We start from the raw sequence: 13,769 nt of genomic DNA, 5'->3' as shown, positions 1-13,769 counted from the left end.
AACAGGGAGCAGCACCATGCCCGTTGACCCGTACCGCAACGTCGTCAAGGCCGTCGACAGGCTGACGACGCAGGTCCGACGCGTCGCCGACGCGATGGTGACGCCCGTCGTCGAGGATGCAGACGCCCGACAGACGACGGGCGACGACGCCCCGCGGCAGCCCGCGTATGACTCCGTCCTCGCGTACATCCGCAGCCAGCCCACCGACTTCCTACCGACCACCGTCGTCGAGCGGAACGCGATGATCTGGCACGCCGTTCATGCCGCCCTAGACGCCATGCCCGAGCACCCGGCCGTTGCCGAGCTGCCCCGTATCCGTCGCGCCCTCGGCAGCATCAAGGAGCACTGACCATGCGCCGCGCCGTCCTCACGGCCGCCGTCACCGCGCTGCTCGCCCTCGCCGCCATCGGCGCCTACGCGCTACTGGCCGGCCTCGACGCCGCCCGCGCCACGACCACACCCACGCCGAGCCCCAACCCTGCACCCGTCGACCGGTGACGACGCAGGCCAGACGCCCCGTCACCCGCTCGGACGACGGGACGTCTGTCGTACGCGTGTTCACAAACTCGACACACCGCCATCACAACGGGCACACTCACCCCCACCACCAAGGGGGGCCCGACCATGTCACAGCGGTACGTCGAAAAGCGCGGCGCGAACCACACGCTCCACCTGATCCTGTCGCTCCTCACCTGCGGACTGTGGGCCATCACCGGGTGGCCGATCGCCGCCGCCATGGGCCGCAAGACCACCACCGTCGTCCCCACCTACCAGCCGCCGCCCATGCCGCAGCAGCCGTACCCGCAGCAGTACGTGCACCCGCAGCAGCAGTACCCGGCGCAGCAGGGGTATCCGCCGCAGCAGCCGTACCAGGCCCCGCCGTACTACGGGCCGCAGCAGCCGCCGCCCGGTGGCCAGTACGGTCCCCCACAGCAGTAGACGGCATCAGGTAGGAGCAGCAGGGGGAACCGATGGATGCAGGATGGTCGGCGGTCATAGCGGGGGCGGCCGGGCTCGCCGGCGCCGTGATCGGCGGGTACTTCGCCAAGCAAGGAGCCATCGCAGGCGCCAAGGCATCGGCCGACGCCATTGCGCATCAGGTGGAGCAGCAGAGCCGCAACGAACATGTGCATTGGGTTCGAGGAGAACGGCGGACATCCTATGGAGAGGTGTTGCGCGCCTACGGCGACATGGTGAGGACTTTCTCGGCACACCATCAGGCCGTCGAGAGTGAGCAGCCCCTAGACGAGTTGAATCATCGGGGCATCGAAGCCTGGGGCCTCCTTGCTATCGCCTGCCAAGGAACCCGTCTATTCGGCCCGAACGAGGCATGGTTCGCGGCCTGCGAGCTGCAAAACAGGGCTCAGGCAGTGTGGGATCAGCACCAGGTATTGGCTCACCAAAGCCGGTCCGGGGGCGGCCCCAGGCTGGCGGAGGCAACGACTGAACTCACGCAAGCCCGCACGGACATGGTGAAGGCGTGGAACCGGTTCTCTGATGTCTCCAACCAGTTGCTGGTCGACGACACCCACACTCGAACCACCTCGTGATCTACGTGGGGGCGGACCACACATCGGGTCCGCCCCCACGCCACTCGATCATCCCGGAGAGGATCACGTCCTCCTCGTCGATGTCGTCCATGCCCGACCGGCGTAGGAACTCCGCCACATCTCGAACGTTGTGCGCGAGGCCGAGGATCTCCCCGTCGACACGCACCCGCCGACCACCCGTCGGCGACGGCGGAGAGATCACGATCGGCAGGTAACCGCCCATGAGGCCAGCCTCACCCCGACGGGCCGTTGACGCACGTCGAGCTACGCCGACGACGCCCTGTTCTTCCCCGCCGCGATCTGGCCGGCCGTCTCCCCCGTCGTCCCGATCCGCTCGCCGATCGCCCGGTAGGTGTGTCCCTGCGCCTTGGCGGTGATGACCGCCTGCTGCCGCACATCAGCTAGCACTCGATGCAGCTCGGGCCACTCGCGGAGCAGCTCGGAGCAGGCCGCGGCGCGGTCTACCGCATCGGGGATCGCCTCCAGCGCGCGCAGCGCCTCACGTACCCGTTCCACCTCGTCAGCCACAGCAGCTACCTCCCGCCCGGAGCGTAGGGCTGCACAGACGCCCGTCCAAGGGGTACCCTCTGGGAGGCCAAGGGGTACCCCTTGGCTGCGTCACGACGGGTCGACGACGCCCGACGACGACCACAAATGAATCGAGCCCCGCAGGTGCTGAAGACACCAGACGGGGCTCTGACCAAGGAGAAGAGACCTCCATGGCTACGCGCAAGCCTACGCACAACCCCACCCGCAGTGACACCATCCTGCGCCTCGCAGTCCTCGCCGCCGCCCTCACCATCGGCCTCACCGCTGTCACGTTCTGGCTCTCGTACGAGGCCCTGCACACCCTCGCCGCCGACAACGGCCTCCAGGGGCAACGCGCATGGGCATGGCCCGCCACGATCGACGCGTTCATCATCATCGGCGAGGTGCTCATCCTCCGCGCGTCGCTGCTGCGCCGCGTCGACTGGCTCGCCGTGTTCCTCACCGCCTCCGGCTCGATCGGCTCGATCGTCCTCAACGTGGCCTCTGCCGGTGAGGTCGACAGGATGACGCAGGTCGTGCACGCGGTGCCGCCGTGCGCGGCGCTGCTCATCTTCACCGCGTTGATGCGGCAGATCTACCGGGCCCTGTCGGCGCCCGTCGTCGCCCCGTCGACCAGCGTCGACGCGCAGCCTGCCGCCCCCGTCGTCGAGCGCGTCGAGGAGCCCGCACCGGCGCTGCCTCCGATGCCCGCGCAGGCCCCGGCGCCGCAACTCCCGGCCGCCGCAGCGCAGCAGCCCGCACCGATCGTCTACCGCGACCCGAGGTGCGCAGCCGTCCGCCCGCTGTACGACGGAGGAACGCGGCCCGGTACCGCCGCCATGCGAGACGCCCTGATCGTCGCCGGACACGGCCGCGTCGGAGACTCCACCATCCGCGGCATCATCCGAGCCGAGATCGAGCAGCGCGAGCCGACTCTCAAGAGCCTCCCGGCCACGCTCCCGCTCGCCGCCGGGCAGAACCCGTAGGCCCAGCCGTGTTCGCCGTGTTCTTTGTGCTCGCGGCCCTCGTCGGTCTCCTCGGTCTCGCCGTGGTCGACGTTCGCACCGTCCCGCCTGTGAGCGGCACGTGCGCCCTCATCCTCACCCTCGCCGCCCTCGGGCTGGCCATCCTCCATTGAGGACCCCATGAACCTCGGCAATACGGCCGTCAGCCTCGGCGGCATCACCCTCGGCACGATCGTCGTTGTCCTCGTCATTCAGCGCTGGTGGAAGAAAGGCGGCGGGGGAGGCGGGAAGAAAGGCGACGACGGCGGCAACCGCGATTGGAAGCAGCTCATCCCGTTCGTCGTGGCCCTGTCGTACGGCATCCTCGCCGTCCTCGCCGCCGGACCGATCAGTCTCCTCGGCCTGATCACCCGCTTCGGCCTGTGGGGCGGCGACGGCATCGGCACCCTCTACCTCGTCTACGGCGTCGGCGGGAGCAGCCCCGACGTCACCCGCGCCGCGCCCGTCGTCCTCACCGCAGGCGGCTACGCCGTCTATGCGATCTGGACGGCCGTCGTCATCGGGAACTACCTGTGGTCGAGGCGCCTGCCCCGGCTCCAGTCCCTTGCCGGGATCCTCGCCGGGATCCTCCTCGGCCTGTCCAGCGGTGTGGCAGGCACCGCCGCCGTCCCCCTCGCCTCGGCCGTGAACGTGGCCGGCAGCTGGTACGCCGGGGTGATGCAGTGAACCTCGCCCCGATCGTCACCCGCCTCGGCCGCGGAACGACCGCGAACGCCCGCCGCGCGGCCCGCGCGTTCTGGGACGACGTCCCCAACAAGGAGCGCGCCGCCCGCCTCGTCGCCCTGCTCGTCGGCTGCTGGGTGGCCGGCGGAATCGTCCTCGCCGCCCGCAGCACCATGTGGGCACTCCTCGCCGTCTGGTGCATCGCCGCATGGCGCACCGGCCACCGCGTCGAGCGGGCCGAGGCTGCCGAGGCCGCGTTCGTCCAGTGGATCTACGGACGGATCGGGAACCGTAACGGTGTCCTCGTCGCCGAACTCCTCGACGGCCTGCATCAGTCGGGCATGCACAAGGAGTGGGATGCAGCGGCGCTGCGCGGCGTGATCGAGCGGCTCGGCATCCCCGTCCGCGACTCACTGAGAGTCGGCGGCTTCGTGTCGACCGGGGTGCACGTCGACGACCTCACCGCCGCGTGGGACGTACACATAACCCCTCCCCCGACCGCCGAGCCGAACCCCTCCCCCACCCCGGTGACCAGCGACAACTACCCAACTACCCCCACGGTAGTGGAGTCCGCGAGCGGGGCGCAGGTCACCATCACACCCGGGCACCAAGTGGCCCCACAGCAAGCCAGCTCTGCCTAGATTCCTTGCTTACGCGGCTGGCAATGTTGGCGCGCTCTCGAAACCGAGCGCAGCTGCCGCAGCCCGCCGGAACACATTGTGTGCCCTGTCTCGTGCACGGAGCACATTAAGCACCTCTGTCCACTGTCCGTCGGGTTGGGGTCCGGCGCTGAACACCGCAATCGCGTCCCATGTTGTCTTAGCGAGGTCCTCCGCCGCCGCCCGCACCGATTCCGGGCCGGTGAGATCAATCATCCTGGTGTTGGACCTGATCTCGCTGAGCAGCACAACGATCCGATCCGTAGCGCCTTCAGGCAGCTGAGCATTCGTGATCCGAGCTTCATTGATCTCCTGCTCCAGCAGCAGGGCTCGGTCAACCGCTTGCAGGACTGCGACGACCGCGGCCTGTCGTTGATCGCGTACCCACTGGCGGTCGGAGTGCTTCTCCTGACGCTCTGCCTGTCTCAGCGCGGCATCCGCAGCTTTGTGGGCACCCCACATCGCTGCCGCAGCACCGACTCCTGCCCCCAAGAGCCCGAATATCGCCGGGAGCAGATCCTTCATGTCGGGCAGCCAGTCAGTCATGGGCCGCATTGAACCACCCGTTGTCAGTCCCCCGCCGTACCGTGGGGGCATCCCATACGCGCTGCTGGCTGCTGCGCTGCTAGGACTGAGGGCCCCACTCGATCAGCGCCGGGTGGGGCCCTCGCATGTCACAGGTCTGTCACTTTGCCCTCACATCTCCTTCACGAGGGCGATGCTGCCCTTCAACCGTCGCAAAGCCAAGGGGGATCAGCATGTTCAAGCGTGACCCGGAGAAGGCCGCACAGCGCGAAGCCCAGCGCGAAGCAAGGCGTCAGGAGCGCGACGCCGCCAACGTCCGCCGCCAGGAAGAGAAGCAGGCCCTCAAGGACTGGCGCAGCACGCACCCCGCCGAGACCACGCTCAACGCCGCCGCCATGCTCCGCATCTGGCCGTCGTCCAAGTTCGGTGAGACCAGCATGGGTCCAATCCTCGGCGGCAACGCGGAGTTCGTTAACGCGGGGGCGCACAAGGCATGGACGGCCACTCGCCTCGTGGGCGGTGTCGCGACCGGCGGGGCGTCGCTCGTGGCCGGCCGGAAGAACAAGGGCGCAGCGGTCATCAACGTGACGTTCGGGAACGGGGCCGCGCAGACGTACAACGTCACCCCGGAGTCGACCACGCTGCGCATGGCGAACCAGTACGTGACCGCGTTCAACGCTCTGTCGGCGCAGCTCGCGAACGAGTCGGGCCAGCAGTAGCGCAGTGGTCCACGCCGAATGACTGCGGCGCTGGTGGACCACCGAGGTCCCACCCGATCAGCAGCGCCGGGTGGGACCTCTCCTATACCTGGCACAGACACACCTCAAGATCGGGCCGCGTCCGAAATCCGTACCCTCCCGAGCAGGAGGAGGTGCGGACATGGACAACCCACTCAGCAGGCCCCACGACGGTAAGGGCAGGTTCGTCCGTACCCTCACCACGGCCGAGCGGGACGCCGAGGCAGCCCGCCTCCGCTCGTCCGGCTGGACGTACCCGCGCATCGCCGCCGAGCTCGGGTTCAACCACAAAGCGGACGCGTACAACGCGGTCAAGCGGGTCCTCGACGCCACCGTCCGCGAGGCCGGCGACGACCTGCGCGCCCTCGAACTCGACCGCCTCGACGACATGTACGCCGCCGCCATGGAGGTACTGGAGCGCGAGCACGTCACCGTGTCCAACGGCCGCGTCGTCTCCCTCGACGACGGGACGCCGCTCCCCGACGACGGGCCCGTCCTCCAAGCCATCGACCGCCTGCTCCGCATTCAGGAGCGCCGTGCCCGGCTCCTCGGCCTCGACGCCCCCGTCAAGCGCGACCTCACCCTCACCGACGAACGCACCGCACGGATCGAGGCCCTCGCCGAGGAGCTGGCCGAGCAGTGACCGTCACAGACCTCCGGAGCCGTCTCTCCGGCCTGACCGATGCAGAGCTGGACCTCCTGGAGGAACGGCTCCGCGCGAAGCTGTGGCAAAAGCGGTGGGACAAGTGGACCCCGTACCCGTGGCAGGTCGCCCCGCAGCAGATCGAGACGCTCGGGTGGTGGCTCCAGCTCGGAGGGCGCGGCACCGGCAAGACGGACGGCTGCGCCCGGTACATGGTCGAGCACGTCAACGGCCCTGCCTGCGATCCCCGGTTGAAGGGCGGGCACCGCATGGCGATCGTCGCCCCGACACAGGGCGACGCCGTCGAGGCGTGCGTCAACGGCCCGTCCGGGTTGAAGGGCCATGACCCGCGCGTCGTGCTGCGCACCACCAGCGGCGGCACCTACGCCCGGTGGCCGAGCGGGGCCGAGGCCAAGCTGTTCGGCGCCCACTCCCCCGACGACGTCGAGCGCCTCCGCGCCGGTGGTAACCGGTGCCTCGTGTGGATGGAAGAGGCCGCAGCGATGCGCCGCCTCGGTGCCGCGATCACGCACTCGGAGATGGGTCTCCGAATCGGTCCGAACCCGCACTACATCGCCTCGACGACGCCCAAGCCGCGCACCGAGCTGATCGAGCTCACCCGCCGCGCGGACGTCACCGTCACCCGCGGCCGGACCCGCGACGCGCACCACCTCCCGCAGGAGCAGCGCGACAAACTGATTCAGAAGTACGCCGGCACCCGCATGGAGAAGCAGGAGCTCGACGGGCTGCTCCTGGAGGACATCGAGGGCGCCCTGTGGACCCGCACTCGTCTCGACTCCACCCGTGTTGGAGCGGCGCCGCCCATGGTCCGCATCGTTGTCGCGATCGACCCTGCGGCCAAGGGCGGCGACGAGTCGGACGAGATGGGCATCATCGTCGCCGGGATTGGCCAGTCGTACATCCCGGACCGCATCGGATTCTCGCGCCGGCATGGGTACATCCTCGATGACCTGTCCGGGCGCATGTCGCCCGAGGAGTGCATGCGCAAGGCGGCGCAGGCGTACCACGCGTGGAAAGCGAACGTGGTGGTGGCTGAGGTCAACAACGGCGGCGACTGGATTGGGACGACGCTCCGGCAGATCGACCAGACGGTGAACTACAAGACCGTTACCGCAACCCGAGGCAAGGCCACCCGCGCCGAGCCCGTCGCCGCCATCTTCGATCAGCTCGCCGCGCACGTCGTGACGTCGCTGCCCGAGCTGGAGGAGCAGCTCACCACGTGGGTACCGGGCGACGACTCCCCGGACCGGCTCGACGCGATGGTGTGGGCCCTCACTGAACTGATGCTCGCGCCCGCGGGCAACCTCGCCGCGGTCGCATAGGAGGACGCCACATGGGACGTATCAAGGACGCGCTCGACGTCGCATTCGGCCGGCGCGCCATCGGCATGGACGCCGTCCGGGACCGGCGCCCGATCACCGTGGCGTCGATCGGTGGGCAGCAGTCCCTCACCCTCGACCTCGACGCCGAGGCCCGCGGCTACGCGAACAGTGCAGTGGCGTACCGGTGCGTGGCTGCGATCGCCGACAACGGGAGCAGCGTGCCGCTCGCGGTCCGCAGGTCGGACGGGTCGGAAATCGAGGAACACCCGATCGCGCACCTCTTCAACAAGCGCCCCAACAGCCTCATGTCCGCCCGCGTCTTCAAGTCATTGATCCTCCAACAGGGCGAGCTTGCCGGGCAGTCGTTCGTGTGGCTGGACCGCGGAGAGACCGGGCAGGGCCCCGTGGCCGAGGCGCACATCGTGTTCGACCCGGTCGACGTGATCGTGTCCAAGCCGCTCGCGCAGCGCCCGACGACGGCGGACATCATCGGTTTCATGATCCGGCGCCTCGACGGGGTGCAAGTGCCCGTGCTGCCGGAGGAGATGCTGTGGCTGCGGTACCCGCACCCGTTCGAGCCGCTCGGCTGCCTCGCCCCGTGGAAAGCGGGCCGGCACGCGGTGGACATGGACGCGTACGCCCGCGAGTGGCAGCGCTCCAGCTACAAGAACGGGGCGTCGCCGACGGGCGTCGTCTACCTCGGCCAGATGGAAGAGACGCAGTTCAACGCCGCCAAGGCCGCATGGCGCTCCTCGATGACGGGCCCGGCGAACGCGGGTAAAAACCTCCTAGTCTCCTCGCCACCCGGTGGCGGTACCCCGGTGTCCTACGCCCGCGTTGGGCTGACTGCCGAGGAGATGGATTACCTGGAGTCCCGCGTCGCGAACGCAGAGGAGGTGATGATGGCGTTCGGCGTCCGCAAGGACGTCCTCACCGGTGGCAGCACGTATGAGAACCAGACGGCCGCGGTCGCCGCCCTGTGGTCGCAGACGATCAAACCGAAGCTGGAGATCATCGGCTCGGAGATCGACCGCGTGCTCCTCCCCTCCGATGCCGAGGAGGCCGAGTTCGACCTCTCCGGCGTTGAGGCGTTGCAGGAGCAGCAGGACTCCAAGGCGAACCGCGCCCGTGCTGCGATGTACGCCGACATCACCATGGTCGACGAGGCGCGCGCCGTCCTCGGCTACGAACCACTGCCCAACGGGATGGGGCAGAACACACTCACCCCGTACCGCGCGCAGTTCGCCCCGGTGCAAGGTGTGCCGTCCAGTGATGAGGCCCGGTCATGGGACGCCGATTGGTCCCGTCTGCTCCCGTCGTCGCCTGACATCGCGCCCGTCGTCGAGCGTGCCGTCGAGTCCGCGCTTGCCCGCCTGCTCGTCGGCGCATCGGCGCAGGTCGACGCCCCTGCGACGCCCCGTCGTCTGGAGCTCACCCGCGCCGACGACGCCCCGTCGTCTCCATCGCTCGACGACATCAACACCGCGTACGACGATTTGGAGGCGGCCGGGCGCAGCGCCGTCCGAGCCTTGGCGCGCGAGCAGGCCACGCGGGTGCTGCGGGACTTCGATCGGCTGATGAAGAAACCGGAGCGCTCGGCCGCGTGGCTCGGCGAGGTCCGCACCGAGGCGTGCGCCCTCGCCCGCGAGCAGGCCCTCACCCTCGCCCCGCCCGACCTCGAGGTCGTGCCGGCCGCCCGCGCCACCGACATGGACATTGCCACCGGCCCGGACGGGTGGGAGGAGCGCATCAAGGCCCGCGAGATCTTCGACCCCCGGTACTGGCGGCGCCGCACAGCCGACGCGCTGCGCCCGTTCGTCGAGCGGGCATGGCGCCGCGGCGGGGCCAGCATCACCGCATCGTTCGACCTCGACGAGCCGGACGTCGCCGGCGCCCTCGCCGACCGCATCGACGAGCTCGCCGGGCAGGTCACCGCGACCACGGAGCAGGTGCTCCGGTCGCAGCTGCTCGCGCACGGCGTGGCCGAGGGCGAGAGCGTGCCCGAGCTACGGGCCCGTATCCAGCAGGTGTTCACCAACCTTGGTGACTACCGGGCAACGATGATCGCCCGCACGGAGACGGTGGGCGGCTACTCGGCCGCGTCGCACATGGCTGCGCTCGACGCGGGTGCGGTCCGCAAGACGTGGCTGTCGACCGATGACAAGCGCACCAGGCGGACACACCGGGCGGCGCAGGGCAGCACGGTCCCGATGAACAAGCGGTTCACGCTCACCGAGTCCCGGTGGCCTGCCGACCCGGTAGCGCCTGCCAACCAGAGCATCCAGTGCCGATGTGCCCTCACGTTCGAGTTCGAGGAGTCCTGATCATGGCCAGTCTGCTGCGGGGCGAGGCCCCTGTGATCCTCCAGCCTGCCGGCACCAGCCAGTACAGCGGCGCCTACTGCCCCACGGGTGTTCCCTTCAAGGAGGTGAGGCGCGGCCCGTTCGACGGCAAGGCGGACATTGCCGTACGCCTCGGCATCAACGGCGAGGTGCCCAAGCTGCTCACGTTCGGCGGCGGGTCCGTTGTCTATGAGCACGACGGCCGGGACAACCGTGGCCGCGTCGTCTACCGGTACGCCCCGAAGCTGTCGTCAGGCCACCGTGGGCTGATGGACGGCGTGGCCGAGGTGTACGCCGAGCACGCACTCAAGAAGGGTGAGCAGCGATGAGCGAGCTGGAATTCAGGTCCCTGGAGGACATCGATTGGCGCCTCGATGACGGGGCTGACGGCACGTTCGAGGGTCTCGCCTGCCGGTACGGCGTCGTCGATTCGTACGGCACCACGTTCCACCCCAAGGCGTTCCGTAAGGGCCTCAAGGGTCAGTACGCCCTGTTGTTCATGCACTCCCCGTATCAGCCCGTCGGCACGTTTTCCGCCGAGGAGCGCGACGACGGCCTGTACATCTCCGGCCGGTACGACGACACCGCGGCCGGGCGCGACGCCCGGACCATGGCGCGTTCCGGGTCTGCCTCGGAACTGTCCGTCGGGTTCGTCCGGACCGATCTGCCGGAGTGGTCCAAGCTCGCCGAGATGAGCGACGAGGACCGCGAGGCCACGATCGCGAACATCAAGGGCGCCCGCCTGGTAGAGGTCTCCCAGATCACTGCCCGCATGGCCGCTGTCCCCGGCTCCAAGTTGAAGACCGTGCGCTCCGCCCTCGGTGATCTGTACGAGCAGGTAGACGCGCCCACCCTCGACGAGCAGGCCCATATCGCCGAGGAGGAGCAGGCCACCGACGACCGGCGGATGGACGAGCGGCGCCGCCGTGCCGCACGCCTCCGGCTGGTGTGACGGCTGTGTCCTAGAAAAGTTCACACTAAGTAACGTGATCTTGCGGTGGCCGAGGGCGACGACGCAGGTAGACAGACACCCGTCGCCGCCCGGCTCGGCGAAGTTAGTCGTCGCTGAGTCGCTGACCTGTGCGGACTGGATTGGGTGAGCCGTCTGGACTCAGTTCGATGAGACGGACGGTCTGTCTTTGGCGTCGCTCGGGTTCAGAATCTGTGTCAGATCCGATGATCTATAACGTTCCGTGACGAGAGGCGGAGCCGTGGACTACTTCGCCGTGCTGGCGCCTGATGGCGGCGAGAAGACGCAGAACTCGTTGCCTTCCGGGTCAGTGAGTACGACCCATCGGAAGCCGTGTTCAGTCTGCTCTCCTGAGGATTGCTGGGCACCGAGCCGTTCGAGCCGGTCGACCTCGACGGCCAGATCGGCGGTGCCGAAGTCGAGGTCGAGGTGCATCCGGTTCTTACCGTTCTTCGGCTCTGGGACTTGCTGCAAGAGCAGAGTTGGCGCCGGCGCGGGCCCGGTCAGGCTGAGGTAGGGAGGTGCGTCGAGGGCACGCCGGTATTCCAGCGGTGCGAGCGCGGCGAGCCAGAACTCCGCTTGCGCCTCGGTATCAACACAGTCCAGCGTCACGACGATCTGCATTCGGGCAATGTAGGAGACTGCGCTCGCCTGCACGACCCATTTTCCGAAGACCGCGTCCATGTACGAGGACCCCCACCTGAGCGACATCGATCCGCTATGGGCGACGGCGAGACACAGCAGTCACTGACACGACCTTCCCCCCTCCCTAACCCGTGTCGAAGTGCTGCTCGTTCTCGTGGGCAGAGCCAGCACAGACGCACCTCCTCGACGTGGACACGCCGTTTCGATCTACCCTCGCCGCATGATCCGGGGCTCACACCGGACGTAAAAGCCGTGAGCATGCCGGGCGCGATCCACCGGCCGTGAAAGACGGACCGCAGACCCCCAGACATCTGGGCGGCTGCGAGCCGTCCACGGAACCGGAAGGACGCCGCGATGAACACCAACTCGCTCCCGCGTCACCCCCGGACCGGAGTCCGCGCCGTCGGCATCGTCGGCGGACGCCCGGTCTACCCCATCAAGGGCGGCGCCCCGACGCTGCTGGAGCAGCGCGACGAGGTCGCAAAGCTCCTCGCCGATGACTCGTACGACGGCGACGTCGACGAACTCATCAAGCGCGCCGACGACATCACCGCCAAGATCGAGCAGGCAAACCAGCGCGACGCCCGGCTCCGGTCGCTGCGCACCGCGTCCCTGCCGGCCGGGGACCCGCAGCCCGACGTCCGGCAGCAGCCGGGCATGCAGCCCGACGACCAGGGCCAGCAGCACCCGCTGACCGTGGCTGAGGCGTTCGTCCGATCCAAGGCGCTGGAGACGTTCCGCGCGAACGGCAAGCGCGGACAGTTCGGAGTCGACCACCGCGTCGCCCCGGCCGGCACCGTCACCACGGGCACGCAGCCGCAGCAGAACACCCGTGTTCCGGGGATCATCCCGCAGAACCCGGACTTCCCCCTCCTGGTGGCGAACCTCCTGGACCGGCAGACGTCGGACGGGACCACGCTGGAGTACATGCGGGACACGTCCGGCCCGCAGGCCACATGGAACAAGGCGGCCGTCGTCGCCGAAGGTGCGGACAAGCCCAAGACCGGGCCGTTCACGTTCGACCTGATCACCACCACCCTCAAGACGGTTGCCCACTGGGTGCCGATCACGAGGCAGGCCGCGGACGACAACTCGCAGCTGGTCGGCTACATCAACGGCCGACTCACCTACGGCCTCGACTACAAGCTCGACCGCGAGATCCTCACCGGCAACGGGTCGACGGAGATGCAGGGCATCCTCACGACTGCCGGGATCGGCGCGTACCAGCCCGCCTCGGGCAACACCGACGCCAAGCTCATCACCGTCCGCAAGGCCAAGACACAGGGTGAACTGGCGATGTACCCGCCGGACGCCATCGTGATGAACCCGCTCGACTGGCAGGACATCGAGCTGGACACCGACGCCAACGGGCAGTTCCGTGTCATCACGACCGTCACCGACTCCGGTGCGCCCATGCGCATTTGGGGCCTCACCGTCGTCACCAGCGTGGCCATGACCGCGGGCACCGCACTCCTCGGCGGCTACCGCACCGGCGCCACCCTGTGGGAGCGGCAGGGCATCACGATCCTCATGACCGACAGCCACGCGGACTACTTCACCGCGAACACGCTGGTCATCCTCGCCGAGCGGCGAGCGAACGTAGCGGTCCACACCCCGCAGGCGTTCGTCAAGATCACGTTTGCGGCGCTGCCGTAATGGCCGGCGTACCGGTCCAGGCGACCGTGACCAAGGGCGGCACCCGCACCGAGGGTCAGGAGACGCTGACGATCCGCGTGATCGGCGGTGCTCCGGGCCTCATGGACGGCACCAGTAAGCCGACCATCGCCGACATCGGCGCCGCCCCCACACAGGCCCAATTCAACGCGCTGCTCGCCGCCCTGCGGACGCGTGGCGTCATTTCCTAGGAGCTGATCACCCATGGCAGCACGCAAGGAAACCGAGGCTCCCGCGGCCACGGTCCGCACGCAGGAGTACGCGGCCGGCACCGGGTGGGACGTCGGACAGCTCGCGCCCGAGGACGCATTCCGCGCCCTCGACAGCGACGGCTACAGCACGGCCGTCGGCCCGGTGGTGCACGAGCACCCCGGCGGGCACGCCCGGCAGATCGTCGCCAAGGGCGGCCTCGTCACCGAGGGCGTCAAGCGCGAGCTCGACGCGGCCGAGAGCGACGAGGGCTGA

The 13,769-nt window shown here is 68.9% G+C and carries 21 protein-coding genes; 17 read left to right on the top strand and 4 right to left on the bottom strand.

The window, feature by feature from the left end:
* Window positions 1-16 precede the first annotated feature (16 nt).
* From OG395_RS35480 to OG395_RS35465, 4 genes are all read left to right on the top strand, one after another.
* Window positions 17-349 (top strand): hypothetical protein, encoded by a 333-nt coding sequence (locus tag OG395_RS35480; RefSeq protein ID WP_327246572.1) that lies wholly within the window; start codon window positions 17-19, stop codon window positions 347-349.
* 2 nt (window positions 350-351) lie between these two features.
* On the top strand, window positions 352-498 hold the full coding sequence (locus tag OG395_RS35475) for a hypothetical protein (protein WP_327246571.1): 147 nt from the start codon (window positions 352-354) through the stop codon (window positions 496-498).
* Window positions 499-624: 126 nt separating this feature from the next.
* Window positions 625-939, top strand: a complete 315-nt coding sequence (locus tag OG395_RS35470) for a hypothetical protein (protein ID WP_327246570.1) — start codon at window positions 625-627, stop codon at window positions 937-939.
* A gap of 32 nt (window positions 940-971) precedes the next feature.
* A complete protein-coding gene (locus tag OG395_RS35465) occupies window positions 972-1,550 on the top strand; it encodes a hypothetical protein (RefSeq protein ID WP_327246569.1) in 579 nt (192 codons plus the stop codon).
* A 1-nt stretch (window position 1,551) separates the two neighbouring features.
* On the opposite strand, the gene OG395_RS35460 is transcribed toward OG395_RS35465, so the two are convergent.
* Both OG395_RS35460 and OG395_RS35455 read right to left on the bottom strand, forming a co-directional pair.
* Window positions 1,552-1,773: a hypothetical protein gene (locus OG395_RS35460; RefSeq protein WP_327246568.1), complete on the bottom strand. Its 222-nt coding sequence runs from the start codon at window positions 1,771-1,773 to the stop codon at window positions 1,552-1,554.
* Window positions 1,774-1,814: 41 nt separating this feature from the next.
* The gene (locus OG395_RS35455; protein ID WP_327246567.1) at window positions 1,815-2,078 is read right to left on the bottom strand and encodes a hypothetical protein; all 264 of its coding nucleotides are present in this window, start codon (window positions 2,076-2,078) and stop codon (window positions 1,815-1,817) included.
* A 191-nt stretch (window positions 2,079-2,269) separates the two neighbouring features.
* Here OG395_RS35455 and OG395_RS35450 point away from each other — a divergent pair, with 191 nt between their 5' ends.
* From OG395_RS35450 to OG395_RS35435, 4 genes are read left to right on the top strand one after another with little or no spacing between them, the layout of a single operon-like run.
* On the top strand, window positions 2,270-3,064 hold the full coding sequence (locus OG395_RS35450) for a DUF2637 domain-containing protein (protein WP_327246566.1): 795 nt from the start codon (window positions 2,270-2,272) through the stop codon (window positions 3,062-3,064).
* Window positions 3,065-3,081: 17 nt separating this feature from the next.
* The gene (locus OG395_RS35445; protein WP_327246565.1) at window positions 3,082-3,216 is read left to right on the top strand and encodes a hypothetical protein; all 135 of its coding nucleotides are present in this window, start codon (window positions 3,082-3,084) and stop codon (window positions 3,214-3,216) included.
* Window positions 3,217-3,223: 7 nt separating this feature from the next.
* A complete protein-coding gene (locus OG395_RS35440; RefSeq protein ID WP_327246564.1) occupies window positions 3,224-3,769 on the top strand; it encodes a hypothetical protein in 546 nt (181 codons plus the stop codon).
* Window positions 3,766-4,407, top strand: a complete 642-nt coding sequence (locus OG395_RS35435; RefSeq protein ID WP_327246563.1) for a hypothetical protein — start codon at window positions 3,766-3,768, stop codon at window positions 4,405-4,407. The genes OG395_RS35440 and OG395_RS35435 overlap by 4 nt, the downstream gene beginning before the upstream one ends.
* Window positions 4,408-4,416: 9 nt before the next feature.
* Here the strand turns inward: OG395_RS35435 and OG395_RS35430 are convergent, their stop codons facing one another.
* A complete protein-coding gene (locus tag OG395_RS35430; RefSeq protein WP_327246562.1) occupies window positions 4,417-4,971 on the bottom strand; it encodes a hypothetical protein in 555 nt (184 codons plus the stop codon).
* Window positions 4,972-5,183: 212 nt separating this feature from the next.
* Between OG395_RS35430 and OG395_RS35425 the strand changes: the two genes are divergently transcribed.
* From OG395_RS35425 to OG395_RS35400, 6 genes are all read left to right on the top strand, one after another.
* Window positions 5,184-5,669: a hypothetical protein gene (locus OG395_RS35425; RefSeq protein ID WP_327246561.1), complete on the top strand. Its 486-nt coding sequence runs from the start codon at window positions 5,184-5,186 to the stop codon at window positions 5,667-5,669.
* Window positions 5,670-5,829: 160 nt separating this feature from the next.
* Window positions 5,830-6,330 carry a hypothetical protein gene (locus OG395_RS35420; protein WP_327246560.1) on the top strand — a complete coding sequence of 167 codons (501 nt, stop codon included), beginning with the start codon at window positions 5,830-5,832 and terminating at the stop codon, window positions 6,328-6,330.
* Window positions 6,327-7,673 carry a phage terminase large subunit family protein gene (locus OG395_RS35415; RefSeq protein WP_327246559.1) on the top strand — a complete coding sequence of 449 codons (1,347 nt, stop codon included), beginning with the start codon at window positions 6,327-6,329 and terminating at the stop codon, window positions 7,671-7,673. Before OG395_RS35420 ends, OG395_RS35415 begins: the two co-directional genes overlap by 4 nt.
* An 11-nt stretch (window positions 7,674-7,684) precedes the next feature.
* Window positions 7,685-9,997 (top strand): phage portal protein, encoded by a 2,313-nt coding sequence (locus OG395_RS35410; protein WP_327246558.1) that lies wholly within the window; start codon window positions 7,685-7,687, stop codon window positions 9,995-9,997.
* A gap of 2 nt (window positions 9,998-9,999) precedes the next feature.
* A complete protein-coding gene (locus OG395_RS35405) occupies window positions 10,000-10,344 on the top strand; it encodes a hypothetical protein (RefSeq protein ID WP_327246557.1) in 345 nt (114 codons plus the stop codon).
* Complete coding sequence (locus OG395_RS35400; RefSeq protein WP_327246556.1) at window positions 10,341-10,967, top strand: HK97 family phage prohead protease; 627 nt, start codon at window positions 10,341-10,343, stop codon at window positions 10,965-10,967. The genes OG395_RS35405 and OG395_RS35400 overlap by 4 nt, the downstream gene beginning before the upstream one ends.
* Before the next feature lie 264 nt (window positions 10,968-11,231).
* Here OG395_RS35400 and OG395_RS35395 read toward each other — a convergent pair whose 3' ends face one another.
* A complete protein-coding gene (locus tag OG395_RS35395; protein ID WP_327246555.1) occupies window positions 11,232-11,609 on the bottom strand; it encodes a VOC family protein in 378 nt (125 codons plus the stop codon).
* Between the two features lie 375 nt (window positions 11,610-11,984).
* On the opposite strand from OG395_RS35395, the gene OG395_RS35390 reads away from it, so the two are divergent.
* The 3 genes from OG395_RS35390 to OG395_RS35380 are packed head-to-tail and all read left to right on the top strand — an operon-like array spanning window position 11,985 to window position 13,769.
* On the top strand, window positions 11,985-13,286 hold the full coding sequence (locus tag OG395_RS35390; RefSeq protein WP_327246554.1) for a phage major capsid protein: 1,302 nt from the start codon (window positions 11,985-11,987) through the stop codon (window positions 13,284-13,286).
* On the top strand, window positions 13,286-13,495 hold the full coding sequence (locus tag OG395_RS35385; RefSeq protein ID WP_327246553.1) for a hypothetical protein: 210 nt from the start codon (window positions 13,286-13,288) through the stop codon (window positions 13,493-13,495). Before OG395_RS35390 ends, OG395_RS35385 begins: the two co-directional genes overlap by 1 nt.
* Before the next feature lie 13 nt (window positions 13,496-13,508).
* A complete protein-coding gene (locus OG395_RS35380; protein ID WP_327246552.1) occupies window positions 13,509-13,769 on the top strand; it encodes a hypothetical protein in 261 nt (86 codons plus the stop codon).

Origin of the sequence: Streptomyces sp. NBC_01320 (genome assembly GCF_035974375.1) — a bacterium.
Taxonomy (GTDB): domain Bacteria; phylum Actinomycetota; class Actinomycetes; order Streptomycetales; family Streptomycetaceae; genus Streptomyces; species Streptomyces yanii.
The sequence above is the reverse complement of the archived record's forward strand: the minus strand, read 5'-3'. Positions and strand labels throughout refer to the sequence as shown.

Bases quoted from the DNA above. Each gene is read 5' to 3' on its own strand.
- OG395_RS35480 (WP_327246572.1), top strand. From the start codon at position 17: ATGCCCGTTGACCCGTACCGCAACGTCGTCAAGGCCGTCGACAGGCTG.
- OG395_RS35420 (WP_327246560.1), top strand. From the start codon at position 5,830: ATGGACAACCCACTCAGCAGGCCCCACGACGGTAAGGGCAGGTTCGTC.
- OG395_RS35385 (WP_327246553.1), top strand. From the start codon at position 13,286: ATGGCCGGCGTACCGGTCCAGGCGACCGTGACCAAGGGCGGCACCCGC.
- OG395_RS35430 (WP_327246562.1), bottom strand. From the start codon at position 4,971: ATGACTGACTGGCTGCCCGACATGAAGGATCTGCTCCCGGCGATATTC.
- OG395_RS35380 (WP_327246552.1), top strand. From the start codon at position 13,509: ATGGCAGCACGCAAGGAAACCGAGGCTCCCGCGGCCACGGTCCGCACG.
- OG395_RS35395 (WP_327246555.1), bottom strand. From the start codon at position 11,609: ATGCAGATCGTCGTGACGCTGGACTGTGTTGATACCGAGGCGCAAGCG.
- OG395_RS35470 (WP_327246570.1), top strand. From the start codon at position 625: ATGTCACAGCGGTACGTCGAAAAGCGCGGCGCGAACCACACGCTCCAC.
- OG395_RS35450 (WP_327246566.1), top strand. From the start codon at position 2,270: ATGGCTACGCGCAAGCCTACGCACAACCCCACCCGCAGTGACACCATC.
- OG395_RS35440 (WP_327246564.1), top strand. From the start codon at position 3,224: ATGAACCTCGGCAATACGGCCGTCAGCCTCGGCGGCATCACCCTCGGC.
- OG395_RS35460 (WP_327246568.1), bottom strand. From the start codon at position 1,773: ATGGGCGGTTACCTGCCGATCGTGATCTCTCCGCCGTCGCCGACGGGT.
- OG395_RS35465 (WP_327246569.1), top strand. From the start codon at position 972: ATGGATGCAGGATGGTCGGCGGTCATAGCGGGGGCGGCCGGGCTCGCC.
- OG395_RS35425 (WP_327246561.1), top strand. From the start codon at position 5,184: ATGTTCAAGCGTGACCCGGAGAAGGCCGCACAGCGCGAAGCCCAGCGC.
- OG395_RS35475 (WP_327246571.1), top strand. From the start codon at position 352: ATGCGCCGCGCCGTCCTCACGGCCGCCGTCACCGCGCTGCTCGCCCTC.
- OG395_RS35400 (WP_327246556.1), top strand. From the start codon at position 10,341: ATGAGCGAGCTGGAATTCAGGTCCCTGGAGGACATCGATTGGCGCCTC.
- OG395_RS35390 (WP_327246554.1), top strand. From the start codon at position 11,985: ATGAACACCAACTCGCTCCCGCGTCACCCCCGGACCGGAGTCCGCGCC.
- OG395_RS35410 (WP_327246558.1), top strand. From the start codon at position 7,685: ATGGGACGTATCAAGGACGCGCTCGACGTCGCATTCGGCCGGCGCGCC.
- OG395_RS35405 (WP_327246557.1), top strand. From the start codon at position 10,000: ATGGCCAGTCTGCTGCGGGGCGAGGCCCCTGTGATCCTCCAGCCTGCC.